A 14,533-nucleotide genomic window follows, 5' to 3' on the forward strand; every position below is an offset into this window, starting at 1 on the left:
TCCACCGGGCGATAACATCCCGTATCGGCCACTTCGCACAGGCCGTCCAGCACGTCCTCCGGCAGCGAGATCACCACGGGACCGGGCCGGCCGGAGGTAGCACACTGGAAGGCGCGGGCTACCAGTTCCGGGATGCGGGCCGGATCCTCGATCTCCACCACCCATTTGGCGACGGAGCCGAACATAGCGCCATAGTCCACCTCCTGGAAAGCCTCGCGCCCCTTGTGGCCGCGTGCGATCTGGCCGACGAAGAGCAGCATCGGCGTGGAATCCTGGGCGGCGATATGCACCCCGATGCTGGCGTGGGTGGCGCCCGGCCCGCGGGTGACGAAGCAGATGCCGGGGCGCCCGGTGAGCTTGCCGTCGGCCTCGGCCATATTGGCCGCCGCGCCCTCGTGCTTGCACACGATCAGGTCGATGGCGGGCTGGTCATGCAAGGCGTCCAGCACGTCGAGGAAGCTCTCGCCCGGCACGCAGAAGATGCGCTCGGCGCCATGGATGCGCAGGGCGTCCACCAGCACGCGGCCGCCGGAACGGGCCAGCCTGGCGGGCGATGACGGGGAAAGCGCGGTGGCTGCAACGGATTGGCTGGTCATGATGATACGGAATGGTGCAGTGCAATTGGACAGATGCCGGGCGGTGCCTTGGCACGAGCGCATCGGAAAGCGCCCGGCGAATCCGGAATGGCCGGGACTGCATGGATTGTTATGCCGGGAACGCCTTGTGCGCCTGGCATACGCCGCATTTCTGCTATGCGTAAAACGCAAGGCTGCGCTTGCCGGGCCCGTGTAGATTGTTGCCAGGCGATCCCGCCCTGCCCCCGCGTCCCATGCCCAGGCATGGCGGTGCGGCGAGGCAGCGGAAAGGAAGATGGCTTCGACAAAAACGATCAGGAGACCCAGATATGCCCATGCGCCCGCAACCCGGCCAGTCACTCCAGCCTTCCCGCCGCTTCGCCAGGCTTTGGACCTGCGCACTGGCCGCACTTACCGCGCTGGGCACCCTGGCCAGCGTCCTGCCGGCGCATGCGCAGGACGCGTGGCCGACCAGGCCGGTCAACTACGTCGTGCCCTTCGCCGCGGGCGGCACCACTGACGTGCTGGGGCGCCTGATCGGCCAGCGCCTGTCGCAGATGATCGGCCAGCCGGTGGTGGTGGAAAACCGGGCTGGCGCGGGCGGCAATATCGGCTCGGACTACGTGGCCAAGGCCGCGCCTGACGGCTACACCGTGGTCGGCGGCACCATCAGCTCGCACGCGATCAATGTGAGCCTGTATCCGAAGATGCCCTATGACCCGATCAGGAACTTCCAGCCGGTGGCCCTGATCGGCACACTGCCCAACCTGCTGGTGGTCAATGCCAAAAGCCCGTGGAAGAACGCGCAGGACGTGATCGCGGCGGCCAGGGCCAAGCCCGGCACGGTCTCCTTCGGCTCGGCGGGCAATGGCACCTCGCAGCACCTCGCCGGCGAATTGTTCGCCAACATGGCAGGCATCAAGCTGCTCCATGTGCCATTCAAAGGCAGCAGCCCGGCAGTGCAGGCGCTACTGGGCAACCAGGTGGACGTGCTGTTCGAAAACAGCGTGGCCGCCATGCCGATGATCCAGTCCGGCAAATTCCGCGCCCTGGCCACCACCGCCGCCAAGCGCGCGCGTGAGTTGCCGGACGTGCCAACGGTGGCCGAGGCCGGCGGGCCGAAACTGCAGGGCTACGAGATTGTTTCCTGGCAAGCCGTGTTCGCCCCCGCCGGCACGCCCGCGCCCATCGTCAACCGCCTTGCCACGGACATCGGCAAGATCATCCAGGAACCCGACATGCGCGCCCGCCTCGCCGCGCTGGGGATCGAGCCGTCTGGCGCGGGCCCGGCCGAACTGGGCGCTTTCCAGAAGAGCGAAGTGGCCAAATGGGCGCAACTGATCAAGACCGCGAATATCCGGCCGGAATGACGCCAGCGCATAGCTCGCGTGCCTTGCCGGGTACCCAAGCGGGGCCCGGCGGCTTATGATGGCCAATTGATTTCGCCTGTGACCCCTTCCCTTTTTCCCCCTGAAGCCCATGAGTGAACACCGCATTCCGACCGCCGCCCTCCATCAGTGGGTGGTCGATCTCTGGCTCGCCGCCGGTTCCGACGCGCGCGAGGCCCGCCTCACCGCCGATCACCTGGTTGGCGCCAACCTGTCCGGCCACGATTCCCACGGCGTCGGCATGATCCCCAAGTACGTGCTGTCCTGGCTGGGCGAGCAGCTCCAGCTGAACCAGCACGTGAGCGTGGTGCACGAGGCCGGCGGCATCCTGAGCCTGGACGGCAACCGCGGCATGGGCCAGGCGGTGACCGAGGAGGCCATGGGCCTGGCGATCGAACGCGCGCGCGAGCACGGCGTGTGCGTGCTGGGCCTGCGCCGCTCGCACCATCTGGGCCGGGTCGGGCACTGGGCCGAGCAGGCCACCGCGGCCGGCATGATCTCCATCCACTTCGTCAACGTGTTGTCCAAGCCGATCGTGGCTCCGCACGGAGGCTACGAGGCCCGTTATGGCACCAACCCGTTCACCATCGGCGTGCCGGTGGCCGGCGCCGAGCCGCTGGTGATGGATTTCGCCACCAGTGCGATCGCGCTGGGCAAGGTGCGCGTGGCCAACAACAAGGGCGTGCCGGTGCCACCGGGCTGCCTGCTGGATGCGCAAGGCCAGCCCACCGGCGACCCCGCCGTGATGTTCCCGCCGGCAGGCGATCCGCAAGGCGCGCTGCGCGCCTTCGGCGAGCACAAGGGCTATGTGCTGGCGGTCATGTGCGAACTGCTGGGCGCTGCCGTGACGGGCGGCCACACCATTCGCCCGGAGACCCTGACCCACGAGCATGCGGTCTGGAACAATATGCTGGCCATCGTGTTCGACCCGGCGCGCCTGGGCAGCAGCACCACCTTTGGCCATGAGGTGCAGGCCTTCGTTGACTGGCTGCGGTCTTCGCACCTGCAGCCTGGCACCGAGGCCATCCTCCTGCCCGGCGAGCCCGAGCGCGCATGGCGCCGCGCCCGCGCGGAGTTCATGCCCGTGGACAGCGGCACGCTCGCCCAGCTCGATGATGCCGCGGCACGCGTGCAGGCCGCGCGAGGGAAATCGCCGGGCCCGCTGTCGCGGCTGGCAGTGGACTGATCCGCCTTGTTCCGGGCGATAAACCGACAAACCGAGGCCTAGCCACCATGCCGCACCTTATTATCGAGATCACCGAAAACACCCGCCTGACCTGCTCGCAGGAGGAACTGCTGGACGAAGCCAATGCCGCATTGCTGGCTTCCGGCCAGTTCAGCGAGCCCGACATCAAATCGCGCTGCATCACGCTGACTTCCTTCCGCCAGGGCACCGAAGCACGTGAACGCGCCTTCGTGCATGCGCGCCTGCATATCCTGGATGGGCGCGAACTGGCGGTGCGGCAGGCGCTCAGCAAGGCGGTCTGCGACGTCATCGCCGAAGCCGTACGGCCCGGCAGCCCGGAAGACAGCGTGCAGGTCAGCGTGGAAGTCGTGGAGATGGAACGCGCCAGCTTTGCCAAGCAGATCGTCAGCGGCTCACGCTGACGCTGCGCCAGGGCCGCTGCGGCGGCCTGCCGGGAACCGGCAACAACGATGGCCTCGGCGCCTGCCGCACATGCGGTGGGCGGCAAGGAAAGGCCACGCCATATCCAATTGCGAAGAAACCCCCAGGAGATAACGTGTCCGCCACCCAACCCGCCGCCCCGGTGATCCGCCTGCACGCGCAGGACAACGTACTGATCGCGCGTACCGAGCTCAGCATCGGCACGCCCGTGCCCGGCGAGGCGTTCAGCATCCGCAGCCAGGTGCCGGCCGGGTACAAGATCGCGGCGCGCGCCATCGCCAGGGGCGAGCCCATCCTCAAGTACAACACCACGATCGGCTTTGCCGGTGCCGACATTGCGCCGGGTGCGCTGGTGTCCGGACACAATATCGAGTTCCGCGAGTTCGACCGCGACTACGCCCATGCGCGCGACTTCGTGCCCGTAGCACTGTTGCCCGAAGCGGAACGAGCCACCTTCGACGGCCTCGTGCGCGAGGATGGCCGCGTGGCCACGCGCAACTTTATCGGTGTGGTCGCCACCGTCAACTGCTCGGCCACCGTGGTGCACAAGATCGCCGAATGGTTCACGCCCGAGCGGCTGGCCGACTATCCCAACGTGGATGGCGTCGTGGCCTTCGCCCACAGCACCGGCTGCGGCATGGAGATGAGCGGTGAGCCGATGGCCATGCTGCAGCGGACTTTGGCCGGCTATATGCGCCACCCCAACCTGGCAGCGGTGCTGGTGGTCGGGCTGGGCTGCGAACGCAACCAGGTCAATGCGCTGCTGAAGGCCGAAGGACTGGAGCCCGGGCCCCGGCTGCATGCGTTCACCATGCAGGACACCGGCGGCACCCGCAAGACCATTGCCGCCGGCGTGGCCGCGGTGCAGGCACTGCTGCCGGATGCCAACCGTGCCGTACGCCAGCCGGTGTCGGCCAGCCACATCAGCATCGGCCTGCAATGCGGTGGCTCGGACAGCTTTTCGTCGATCACGGCCAACCCGGCGCTGGGCGCGGCCATGGACATCCTGGTGCGCCACGGCGGCACGGCCATCCTGTCGGAAACGCCGGAGATCTATGGCGTCGAGCACACGCTGACGCGACGCGCGGCCAGCCGCGAGGTGGGCGAGAAGCTGGTCGAGCGCATCCGCTGGTGGAAGGACATCTACGCCGCCGGCCGCGACGTGCAGATCAATGGCCGCGTCAGCCCCGGCAACCAGGCCGGCGGGCTGGCCAATATCTTCGAGAAGTCCCTTGGGTCGTCGATGAAGGGCGGCACCGGCCCGCTGATGGGCGTGTACCGCTACGCCGAACCGATCACGCAAAAGGGCTTCGTCTTCATGGACTCGCCCGGTTTCGACCCTGTATCCGCCACCGGGCAGATCGCCAGCGGCGCCAACCTGATCTGCTTCACCACCGGGCGCGGCTCCATGTTCGGCGCCAAGCCGGTGCCGTCGCTCAAGCTCGCCACCAACTCGCCGATGTACCAGCGCCTGGAAGAAGACATGGACATCAATTGCGGCGAGATCCTCGACGGTACCGCTACCATCCAAAGCATGGGCGAACACATCTTCGCGCAGATCCTGGCGGCGGCCTCCGGCCAGCGCACCAAGAGCGAGTTGCTCGGCCTGGGCGACCACGAGTTCGCGCCGTGGCAGATCGGCATCACCGGCTGACGCAGCCGCCATCCGCTATCGCGCGCCGCGCCTCAATAAACAGGAACACTAAACGACATGTCAACGCTGCCGAATTCAAACCTGCCCTCCCCGCTGCCCAACCGTTTCCGAGCCGACATTCTCGCGCGCAAGCGCCTGATCGGCTGCTGGTGCTCGCTGGGCAATCCCACCACCACCGAGATCCTCGGCCTGGCCGGCTTCGACTGGCTGCTGCTCGACGGCGAGCACTCGCCCAACGACGTGCTCACCTTTATCCCGCAGCTGATGGCGCTGCAAGGCAGTGTGAGCGCACCCGTGGTGCGCCCGCCGGAAAACGATCCGGTGGTAATGAAGCGCCTGCTGGACATCGGTTTCTATAACTTCCTGATTCCCTTTGTCGAGAGCGCCGAGCAGGCCGGGCGCGCCGTCAGCGCCACGCGCTACCCGCCGGCCGGTGTGCGCGGCGTGTCCATGGTCCAGCGCAGCAACCGCTACGGCACCGTGCCGGAGTACTTCAGCCAGATCAACGACAATATCTGCGTGCTGGTACAGATCGAAAGCCGGAAAGGCGTCGATGCCGCCGATGCCATCTGCGCCGTGGAAGGCGTGGACGGCATCTTTATCGGCCCGTCGGACCTGGCTGCCGCCTGCGGCCATCTCGGCAACCCCAACCATCCCGAGGTGCAGGCGCAGGTGGCGCGCATCTTCGAAGCCGCCAATCGCGCGGGCAAGGCGGTCGGCACGCTGACGCCGGTGGAAGCCGATGCGCGCCGCTACCTGGATATGGGCGCGAGCTTCGTGGCCGTGGGCCTGGACCAGAATATCTTCCGCAGCGCCACGCAGGCGCTTCGCGATCGCTTCGCCAGCTAAGCGGGGCATTCACCTGAAGCTGCGCCGCGCGCCGCGCGCGGCCGCAACGGACGACAGACGAGGGGACTGACATGAGCAAGATCGGATTTATCGGACTGGGCGTGATGGGCACGCCCATGGCGCAACACCTGCTGGCCGGCGGCAATACGCTCTACGTCCACTCCCGCAGCGGCCCGCCCAAAGCCTTGCTCGATGCCGGCGCCCAGGCCTGCGCCAATGCCACCGAAGTCGCGCGGCAAAGCGATGTGATTTTCCTGATGCTGCCCGACACGCCCGACGTGGAGCGCGTGCTGTTTGGTGAAAACGGCGTGGCGCAAGGCCTCTCCAAAGGCAAGGTCGTGGTCGACATGAGTTCCATCTCGCCGATCGAAACGCGCGTCTTCGCCGGAAAAATCGAAGCGCTCGGCTGCGACTACGTGGATGGCCCCGTCTCCGGCGGCGAAGTCGGCGCGCGGGCCGCCACGCTGTCGATCATGGCCGGCGGCAAGCAGGCCGTGTTCGACCGCGTGCTGCCGCTGCTGCAGTTGATGGGCAAGAACATCACGCTGGTGGGCGGCGTGGGCGACGGCCAGGTGGCCAAGGTGGCGAACCAGGTGATCGTCGCGCTGACCATCGAGGCCGTGGGCGAGGCCCTGGTGCTGGCCGCCAAGGCAGGCGCCGACCCGGCCCGCGTACGCGAAGCGCTGATGGGCGGCTTTGCCAGCTCGCGCATCCTGGAAGTGCATGGCGAGCGGATGATCAAGCGCACCTTCGATCCGGGCTTCCGCATCGAACTGCACCAGAAGGATCTCAACCTGGCGCTTTCGACGGCGCACAAGCTGGGCGTGAGCCTGCCCAATACCGCCTCGTGCCAGCAACTGTTCAATGTGTGCGGCGCGCTTGGCGGCGCCAGATGGGACCATTCCGGCCTGGTGCGGGCGCTGGAACATATGGCCGGGCACGCCATCGGCGACCAGCCCGCGGCCAAGGCCTGAACTTGCCCGCGCACACCGCATGACCGCGCTCAACTCCGAGGACCTGGCCTGTTTCGTCTGCGTCGCCAATACGCAAAGCATCTCGCGCGCGGCGCTTGAAATGGGCGCGGACCAGTCCACCGTCAGCCGGCAGATCGCCCGGCTGGAAGCGGCGCTGGACACTCGCCTGTTCCACCGTAGCGGGCGCGGCGTGGTGCTGACCGAAGCCGGCCAGACCCTGATCGTCTACGCGCGCCAGGTGGCGGCCACGCTGGCGGAAGCGCGCGAAGCCATTCGCGCGTCGTCGGCGCAGGGTCCGGCGCAGTTGGTGATCGCGGCGCAGCCTACCATTGCCAACACCGCGTTCGCCAGCATCGGCACCGCGCTCAAGCAGCGCTTTCCCGCCACCAGGGTTCGCTTTGTCGAAGGGTTGGCGAGCCCGTTGCTGGCCTGGCTGGCGGCGGGCGAGATCGATGTCGCCCTGCTTTACCTGCCCGAGCAGCAAGGCGCGCTGAAGGTCGACATCCTGCTGGAAGAAGACCTGACCCTGGTCACGCCAACCTCGTGGAGCCATCTCGGCCCCACCTTTCCGGTGCGCCGGCTGGGCGAGGTGCCGCTGATCCTGCCCAGCACCGGACACGGCCTGCGCGTGCTGGCCGAATCGCTGGCGGCCAGGGCCGGCACGAGCCTGCAGCTGGCGCTGGAATGCGATGCCTCCAATACCGTATCGATGCGGCTGGTGGAGGATGGCTGCGGCGCCACCCTGCTGCCCTTTGCCGCGGTGGCCGACCGCGTGGCGCAAGGCCGGTTGCATTCGGCGCGGCTGGTGGATCCGGTGGTGACGCGGCAGGTGGCGCTTGCCACCGCGCGCAACCGCACGCCGGTGCCTGAGCTGTGGGACATCATGCAGACGGTCAGGCAGTCGGTGCGAAATATCGTGATGTCGGGGGCGTGGCCGGGGGCGCGGTTGATTTGATATTGTTCAGTTGATTTGTTTGCCAGCGGTGGAGAAAGCGGTGGACCCGAATCTCATGCAAGCACTTCCAAACCGTACTTCTGGACAACTTGGAGCAGCCTCGCTGCCATTCCGCTAGGCCCGCGGAACCCCTTTGGCGGTCAGCCATGCCGCCGGTGGCGAGCCGGCGGCAAGGCCAGGCTACAGCCCTACGCAGGCTTGATATTCTGGTTGTGGCGGAACAGATTGTCGGGATCGTACCTGCGCTTGACGTCGGCCAGCCGCGCGTAGTTCGGCCCATAAGCTGCCCCGACGCGATCGCCCTCTTCCTGCGTCAGGAAGTTGACGTACACCGAGCCCTGCGCGTACGGCGCTGCCGCCTGGAACACCTCGCGCGACCAGGCGATGCAGGCATCGTCGTCGGCCGGGTCGGTCCAGCGCCCGTGCACATTCATGACGAAGTTGGCATCGCGGCTGGGATAGGCCGTGGCATCCACCGCCACCCGGTTGGTCTGGCCGCCCAGCGAGCCGATGAAGATCTCGGTGTGCGGGGAAGGCAGCTTGTTGATGTAGTCCGTCAGCAGCGTGATCAGGCCGTCGTCGAGCCCGGCGAAATTGTGCGACTTCCAGTAATTGCGGGCGCCGGGCGTCAGCAAGGGATCGAACGCCTGCTGCCACGCGGTGAATGGCATGGGCCCCACGTGCTCGCCATAGGGCGTACCCAGTTTGCGCAGGGGCTCGGCCAGTTGCGGCCCGTCCGCCACCGGCCCGATATAGCAGATAGCCAGCGCCACGATGGGCTTGCCGTGTGTTTCGGGCGGGAGGAACGGCAAGGGCGGCGCCAGCCGCATCACGGCCCAGACGGTCAGCTCGTCCGGCATGCCGGCGAAACGGTCGCGCAGTGCCTGCAAGACCGTAGATGCCTGTGACAAGGGATAGACGATCAGGCCACCGAACACTTCAGGGCCGACCGGATGCAGCGCGAACTCGAACAGGGTGACCACGCCGAAATTGCCGCCGCCGCCGCGGATGGCCCAGAACAGGTCGGCATGTTCGGAGGCGCTGGCGCGCACCTGCTTGCCGTCGGCGGTGACGACCTGCGCACCGACCAGGTTGTCGACCGACAAACCGTACTTCCGGCTGATCCAGCCAAAGCCGCCGCCCAGCGTCAGGCCGGCCACACCGGTAGTCGAGTTGATGCCCAGCGGCGTGGCGAGGCCAAAGGCCTGGGCCTCGTGGTCGAAATCGCCAAGCGTTGCGCCAGGCTCGACATAGGCGCGCAGCGCAGTAGGGTCGATTCGCACCGACTTCATGGCAGACAGGTCCAGCGTGATCCCGCCCTCGCATATCGCCAGGCCGCCGATATTATGGCCACCGGCGCGTACCGAGAGCAGCAGGCCGTTGTCTCGCGCGAACGCCACGGTTTGGATGACATCGGCTGCGCCCGCGCTTTTGACGATGAGCGCGGGACGCCGGTCGATCATGGCGTTCCAGATGCTGCGTGCCTCGTCATAGCCCGCATCGCCAGGCTGCAGCGCCTGGCCTCTCAATTTCGACTTCAAGCCTTCGACCAGCTCGCTGGACAGATCAGCCATGATGCACCTCGCGACGGAATCCCCGGTTTCGGGTTCGGCCGCGCTACCGGCAAGGCACCACGAAGCACGGCTTGATCCGTCTCCGGCGTCATGTCCGCAGGGAGGACGGCATGGCGGACTGAGGAGGGAAAAGCGGCTGCCGGCTGGCTTGAGGAAGGCAGGGAGGGGTCGAATCCTTCCTCATTTAAGGTGGGTCTCCGGGTAATGTAAAGCAACCGGGACACTGGTCCCGATTGCTCGCCGCCCGTATGTCCCGGCGCACCCTTCGCTCAGGTCACCGGCGCCGGGTTGAACAGCGCCAGCGAATTGTGCAGTTTATGGTGCTCGGCCCAGGTCTTCTTGCGGCCGCTCGCCACATCCAGCATCAGCCGGAACAGCTCCCAGCCCACGTCCTCGATGGTGGCTTCGCCAGTGGCGATGCGGCCCGCATTCACGTCCATCAGGTCGTGCCAGCGGCGTGCGAGATCGCTGCGGGTGGCGACTTTGATCACCGGCACTTCGGCCAGGCCGTACGGCGTGCCGCGGCCGGTGGTGAATACATGCAGGTTCATGCCTGCGGCCAGTTGCAGGGTGCCGCAGATAAAGTCGCTGGCCGGCGTGGCGGCGTAGATCAGACCCTTCTGCCTGAGCTTTTCACCGGGTGAGAGCACGCCGGTGATGGCGGTGCTGCCCGACTTGACGATCGAGCCCATCGCCTTTTCGACGATATTGGACAAACCGCCCTTCTTGTTGCCCGGCGTGGTGTTGGCGCTGCGGTCGACGCGGCCTTTTTCCAGGTAGCGGTCGTACCAGTCCATCTCGCGGATCATCGCCTGCGCCACTTCCGGCGTGGCGGCACGCGCGGTGAGCTGGTCGATGCCGTCGCGCACCTCGGTGACTTCCGAGAACATCACGGTGGCGCCCGCGCGCACCAGCAGGTCCGTGGCAAACCCCACAGCGGGATTGGCGGTTACGCCGGAGAACGCATCGCTGCCACCGCATTGCACGCCAACCACCAGTTCGGAGGCCGGGCAGGTTTCGCGGCGGCGCTGGTCGAGCCTGGCCAGATGGGTGTGCGCCATGGCCATGATGGCGTCGATCATGCTCTCGAAGCCCACATGCTGGTCATCCTGCAGGCACACAACGCCAACCTCCACGCTGCCGGCGCCGGTCTGTACCGGCATGGTGCCGGGCGGCATCAGGCGTTCGGGCTGCAGTTTCTCGCAACCCAGGCTCACCATCATCGCGGTGCCGCCGAAGTTGGGGTTGAGGGCGATATTGCGCAGCGTGCGGATCGGCACGATGGCATCCGGCGCATCGATGGCCACGCCGCAGCCATAGGTATGCTCCAGGCCCACCACGTCGTCCACATTGGGGTACTTCGGCAGCAACTCGGCCTTGATGCGGCGCACGGCATGCTCCACCACGCCCGACACGCATTGCACGGTCGTAGTGATGGCGAGGATATTGCGGGTGCCGACGGAGCCATCCGGATTGCGGAAACCTTCGAAGGTGTAGCCCTCCAGCGGCGGCAGCGGCGCCGTCACGCGGGTGCCGATGGGCAAGTCGTCCAGTCCGGGCGCCACCGGCATCTCGATCACTCGCTCATTGACCCAGCTTCCCCTTGGCAGGTCATGCAGCGCATAACCGATCACCACGTTGTAGCGCACCACCGCATCGCCGGCCGCCAGGTCCGCCAGCGCCACCTTGTGGCCCTGGGGTACCCGCTCGCGCAGCGTCAGTCCGCAGGGAAACACGGTTCCCGCCGGCAGGCCGCCATCGTTGGCGACGATGGCCACGTTATCCAGCTCATGGATGCGGATATACAGCGGGGTGCCTTGCGCCTGCGTGCCAGGCTGCGAACCGGCGGACTGCGCTACTTGCTCTACTTTGATATCGATAACCGACATGTTCTTTTTTCCTTGCGAAACGCTTCCGGTAGCCTGGCCACGCAACACGGCATGGCCATCAGGGATGCTTGAGTTCGACGCGCTTGATCTCCTTGACGATCACCAGGTAGCTGATCACTGTCACCAGCGCGTTGGCGCCGACGAACACCAGCGCGCCATTGAAGGAACCGGTGGTGGCAAGGATATAACCGATCACGATTGGCGTTACGATGCCCGCGATATTGCCGAACATATTGAAGATGCTGCCGGCCAGGCCGATCACTTCCTTCGGTGCCGTATCCGCCACCACGGCCCAGCCCAGCGCGCCGATGCCCTTGCCGAAGAAGGCCAGTGCCATGAAGCCCACCACCAGCCATTCGCTATCCACATAATTGCAGGCCACCATGCTGACCGACAGCAGCATGCCGGCGACGATCGGCACCTTGCGGGCCACCGTCAGCGAATAGCCGCGGCGCAGGAAGCCGTCGGATATCACGCCGCCCAGCACACCGCCGAGGAAGCCGCAAATGGCCGGCAGCGACGCGACGAAGCCCGCCTTCAGGATCGACATGCCGCGCGCCTGCACCAGGTACACCGGGAACCACGTCAGGAAGAAGTACGTCAGCACGTTGATGCAATACTGGCCCAGGTACACGCCCAGCAGCATGCGGTTGGACAGCAACTGGCGCACATAGAACCAGCGGGCGCCCGCGGGTTCCTGCTCCTTCTTGCCGGCGTCGCCGCTCATCTCGACCAGGCCGCCGCCCTGCCGGATATGCTCCAGCTCGGCGCGGTTCACCCCCGGATGGGTAGCCGGGCTGCGTACGAGCTTGAGCCAGAGACCGGCCAGCACCATGCCCAGCGCGCCCATCCACAGATAGACATGGTGCCAGCCCAGCGCGTGGGTCAGCCAGGCCATCAGTGGCGTGAAGAGCACCGCGGCAAAGTACTGGGCGGAATTGAAGATGGCCGAAGCCGTGCCGCGCTCGGCCGTGGGAAACCAGCTTGCCACCACCTTGGCATTGGCCGGAAACGCCGGCGACTCGGCCAGGCCCACCGCGAAACGCAGTACGAACAGCGTGGTGACGGCAGCGCCAACCGTGGCGAACGCGCCGATAAAGCCCTGCAGCAGCGTGAATAACGACCAGAGGAAGATGCTGCAGGCATAGATGCGGCGGGCGCCGAAGCGGTCGAGCAGCCAGCCGCCGGGGATCTGCGCCATCACATAAGCCCAGCTGAAAGCCGAGAAGATAAAGCCCATCTGCACGGCGTCGAAGCCGAACTCCGCCCGCATCGCGGGACCGGTGATGGAAAGCGTGGCGCGGTCGGCGTAGTTCACCGTCGTCACCACAAAGATCATCAGCAGGATCCAGTAGCGGACATTGCTGCGGTGGGTGGCCTGCCCGGCCACGCTGAGGGTATTGCTTGGATTCATGGGGTCTCCGGCGCCGGCCGCGACGGATATGGGCGGCACCCTTATCTGGCTACCGTCCATCCCGAAGCTTTCATGGCCGCGTGATATGTCGTCGTATGACTAGGATTATAGGCAACGGGTTTCCCACGCAGCATTCAGTGTTTACCCGAGGTGAAGTGTTTGCGGAAGATCGATGCGTGCTCTTGTTGCGCGTTCATCGGTATGCCGGTTGCGCGCCGTTCGAAGCTGGCTTTCAAGCAGCTTTCAGGCGGGCCCAGGCATTTTTCAGCGTTTTGCCATGACCCCGGCGCTCATAGGCAGGCCATCGGGATTTCGTGCGGAGCCCTGCTGGTGCCAAACAAATCCACTTGCACAATCGTCAGTCAACTTGTACGATGACGTATCTCAAAAATGTGCGGACCTCCGGAAAGCACCAGAGTCACTGCCCTAAACCCTGCCCTTGCGGCGCTCAGGACCAGCCATCATGACCACACCTCAAGAACTCAAGCAGATCGTCTCGGAAGGCCTGCTCTCCTTCCCCGTGACCGACTTCGACGCGCAAGGCAACTTCCGTCCCGAGACCTATGTCGAGCGCCTCGAATGGCTGGCCCCCTACGGCGCCACAGCCCTGTTCGCCGCCGGCGGCACCGGCGAGTTCTTCTCGCTGACGCCGGACGACTATTCCAATGTGATCCGCACTGCCGTGGAAACCTGTGCGGGCAAGGTGCCGATCCTGGCCGGTGCCGGCGGACCTACCCGCATGGCCATTGCCTACGCCAGGGAAGCCCAGCGTCTCGGCGCCAAGGGCATCCTGCTGCTGCCGCACTACCTCACCGAAGCCTGCCAGGAAGGCATTGCCAACCATATCGAGGAAGTCTGCAAGTCGGTTCATATCGGCGTGATCGTCTACAACCGCGGCAACTCCCGCATCAACGCGGAAATGCTGGAACGCCTGGCGGACCGCTGCCCCAACCTGATCGGTTTCAAGGACGGCGTGGGCGAGATCGAGAACATGGTGCGCATCCGCCGCAAGCTGGGCGACCGCCTGTCCTACCTGGGTGGCCTGCCCACCGCCGAAGTCTATGCCGCTGCCTACAAGGCGCTGGGCGTGCCGGTGTACTCCTCGGCCGTGTTCAACTTCATCCCCAAGACGGCGATGGACTTCTACCGCGCGATCGCGGCCGACGACCACGCCACCACCAACCGCCTGATCGACGAGTTCTTCCTGCCCTACCTGGACATCCGCAACCGCCGCGCAGGCTACGCGGTGAGCATCGTCAAGGCCGGCGCCAAGCTGGTCGGGCACGACGCTGGCCCGGTCCGCGCGCCGCTGACCGATCTGGACGAGCAGGAACTGGCGATGCTGGACGCGCTGATCAAGAAGCTGGGCCCGCAGTAAGAGGACCGCAGAGCTACGCCGGCGCGTCAGCGCCGGGGTTAGTCATGCCAGTCACCCGGGCGATGCCGGGGAAGCGGACCTGACCACGCCTGTGGCGTGCCAGTGCAAGATCGCATCCCCGGCCAGGCCCAGTTCCGCCTGCCGGCGCTGCGCGAAGCCGCCGGCCAGCTCGCCGGCTTGGCGCCGGCCTTCCTGGGCGCCGCAAGGCGCCCGCAAGGCAACCCATCCGGCGTACGTTCACTGGTGTGAGCCGCCA

13 protein-coding genes are annotated in these 14,533 nt (G+C 66.3%); 9 read left to right on the top strand and 4 right to left on the bottom strand.

Going from position 1 to position 14,533, the window contains the following annotated elements:
• Positions 1–596 (bottom strand): thiamine pyrophosphate-binding protein (locus CF70_RS37365; RefSeq protein WP_255350633.1); only part of this gene is annotated, 596 nt, incomplete at its 3' end.
• 314 nt (positions 597–910) lie between these two features.
• Here CF70_RS37365 and CF70_RS05050 point away from each other — a divergent pair.
• The 7 genes from CF70_RS05050 to CF70_RS05080 all read left to right on the top strand — a co-directional run bounded on the left by CF70_RS05050 (position 911) and on the right by CF70_RS05080 (position 8,022).
• Positions 911–1,945 carry a Bug family tripartite tricarboxylate transporter substrate binding protein gene (locus tag CF70_RS05050; RefSeq protein ID WP_414629424.1) on the top strand — a complete coding sequence of 345 codons (1,035 nt, stop codon included), beginning with the start codon at positions 911–913 and terminating at the stop codon, positions 1,943–1,945.
• A gap of 109 nt (positions 1,946–2,054) precedes the next feature.
• Positions 2,055–3,149, top strand: a complete 1,095-nt coding sequence (locus tag CF70_RS05055; protein WP_035861279.1) for a malate/lactate/ureidoglycolate dehydrogenase — start codon at positions 2,055–2,057, stop codon at positions 3,147–3,149.
• 47 nt (positions 3,150–3,196) lie between these two features.
• Entirely contained in the window at positions 3,197–3,571 is a 375-nt protein-coding gene (locus tag CF70_RS05060; RefSeq protein WP_035861282.1) for a 5-carboxymethyl-2-hydroxymuconate Delta-isomerase, read from the top strand.
• A gap of 134 nt (positions 3,572–3,705) precedes the next feature.
• Complete coding sequence (locus CF70_RS05065; protein ID WP_035861284.1) at positions 3,706–5,244, top strand: UxaA family hydrolase; 1,539 nt, start codon at positions 3,706–3,708, stop codon at positions 5,242–5,244.
• A gap of 57 nt (positions 5,245–5,301) precedes the next feature.
• On the top strand, positions 5,302–6,093 hold the full coding sequence (garL, locus tag CF70_RS05070) for a 2-dehydro-3-deoxyglucarate aldolase (RefSeq protein ID WP_051648050.1): 792 nt from the start codon (positions 5,302–5,304) through the stop codon (positions 6,091–6,093).
• 71 nt (positions 6,094–6,164) lie between these two features.
• Entirely contained in the window at positions 6,165–7,067 is a 903-nt protein-coding gene (locus CF70_RS05075; RefSeq protein ID WP_035861285.1) for a 2-hydroxy-3-oxopropionate reductase, read from the top strand.
• A 19-nt stretch (positions 7,068–7,086) separates the two neighbouring features.
• Entirely contained in the window at positions 7,087–8,022 is a 936-nt protein-coding gene (locus CF70_RS05080) for a LysR family transcriptional regulator (protein WP_035861286.1), read from the top strand.
• A 188-nt stretch (positions 8,023–8,210) separates the two neighbouring features.
• On the opposite strand, the gene CF70_RS05085 is transcribed toward CF70_RS05080, so the two are convergent.
• The 3 genes from CF70_RS05085 to CF70_RS05095 all read right to left on the bottom strand — a co-directional run bounded on the left by CF70_RS05085 (position 8,211) and on the right by CF70_RS05095 (position 12,899).
• Positions 8,211–9,596, bottom strand: a complete 1,386-nt coding sequence (locus CF70_RS05085) for an FAD-binding oxidoreductase (protein WP_035861288.1) — start codon at positions 9,594–9,596, stop codon at positions 8,211–8,213.
• Positions 9,597–9,865: 269 nt separating this feature from the next.
• A complete protein-coding gene (garD, locus tag CF70_RS05090) occupies positions 9,866–11,485 on the bottom strand; it encodes a galactarate dehydratase (protein WP_035861290.1) in 1,620 nt (539 codons plus the stop codon).
• Between the two features lie 58 nt (positions 11,486–11,543).
• Complete coding sequence (locus CF70_RS05095; RefSeq protein WP_035861292.1) at positions 11,544–12,899, bottom strand: MFS transporter; 1,356 nt, start codon at positions 12,897–12,899, stop codon at positions 11,544–11,546.
• Positions 12,900–13,362: 463 nt separating this feature from the next.
• Between CF70_RS05095 and kdgD the strand changes: the two genes are divergently transcribed.
• Complete coding sequence (gene kdgD, locus CF70_RS05100; protein WP_035861294.1) at positions 13,363–14,277, top strand: 5-dehydro-4-deoxyglucarate dehydratase; 915 nt, start codon at positions 13,363–13,365, stop codon at positions 14,275–14,277.
• A 102-nt stretch (positions 14,278–14,379) separates the two neighbouring features.
• Positions 14,380–14,526 carry a hypothetical protein gene (locus CF70_RS35670; protein WP_200876695.1) on the top strand — a complete coding sequence of 49 codons (147 nt, stop codon included), beginning with the start codon at positions 14,380–14,382 and terminating at the stop codon, positions 14,524–14,526.
• The last annotated feature ends 7 nt before the right edge of the window (positions 14,527–14,533 follow it).

Origin of the sequence: Cupriavidus sp. SK-3 (assembly GCF_000611145.1) — a bacterium.
GTDB lineage: Bacteria > Pseudomonadota > Gammaproteobacteria > Burkholderiales > Burkholderiaceae > Cupriavidus.

Bases quoted from the DNA above. Each gene is read 5' to 3' on its own strand.
- CF70_RS05080 (WP_035861286.1), top strand. From the start codon at position 7,087: ATGACCGCGCTCAACTCCGAGGACCTGGCCTGTTTCGTCTGCGTCGCC.
- kdgD (WP_035861294.1), top strand. From the start codon at position 13,363: ATGACCACACCTCAAGAACTCAAGCAGATCGTCTCGGAAGGCCTGCTC.
- garL (WP_051648050.1), top strand. From the start codon at position 5,302: ATGTCAACGCTGCCGAATTCAAACCTGCCCTCCCCGCTGCCCAACCGT.
- CF70_RS05055 (WP_035861279.1), top strand. From the start codon at position 2,055: ATGAGTGAACACCGCATTCCGACCGCCGCCCTCCATCAGTGGGTGGTC.
- CF70_RS05085 (WP_035861288.1), bottom strand. From the start codon at position 9,596: ATGGCTGATCTGTCCAGCGAGCTGGTCGAAGGCTTGAAGTCGAAATTG.
- CF70_RS05050 (WP_414629424.1), top strand. From the start codon at position 911: ATGCGCCCGCAACCCGGCCAGTCACTCCAGCCTTCCCGCCGCTTCGCC.
- garD (WP_035861290.1), bottom strand. From the start codon at position 11,485: ATGTCGGTTATCGATATCAAAGTAGAGCAAGTAGCGCAGTCCGCCGGT.
- CF70_RS05060 (WP_035861282.1), top strand. From the start codon at position 3,197: ATGCCGCACCTTATTATCGAGATCACCGAAAACACCCGCCTGACCTGC.
- CF70_RS05075 (WP_035861285.1), top strand. From the start codon at position 6,165: ATGAGCAAGATCGGATTTATCGGACTGGGCGTGATGGGCACGCCCATG.
- CF70_RS05095 (WP_035861292.1), bottom strand. From the start codon at position 12,899: ATGAATCCAAGCAATACCCTCAGCGTGGCCGGGCAGGCCACCCACCGC.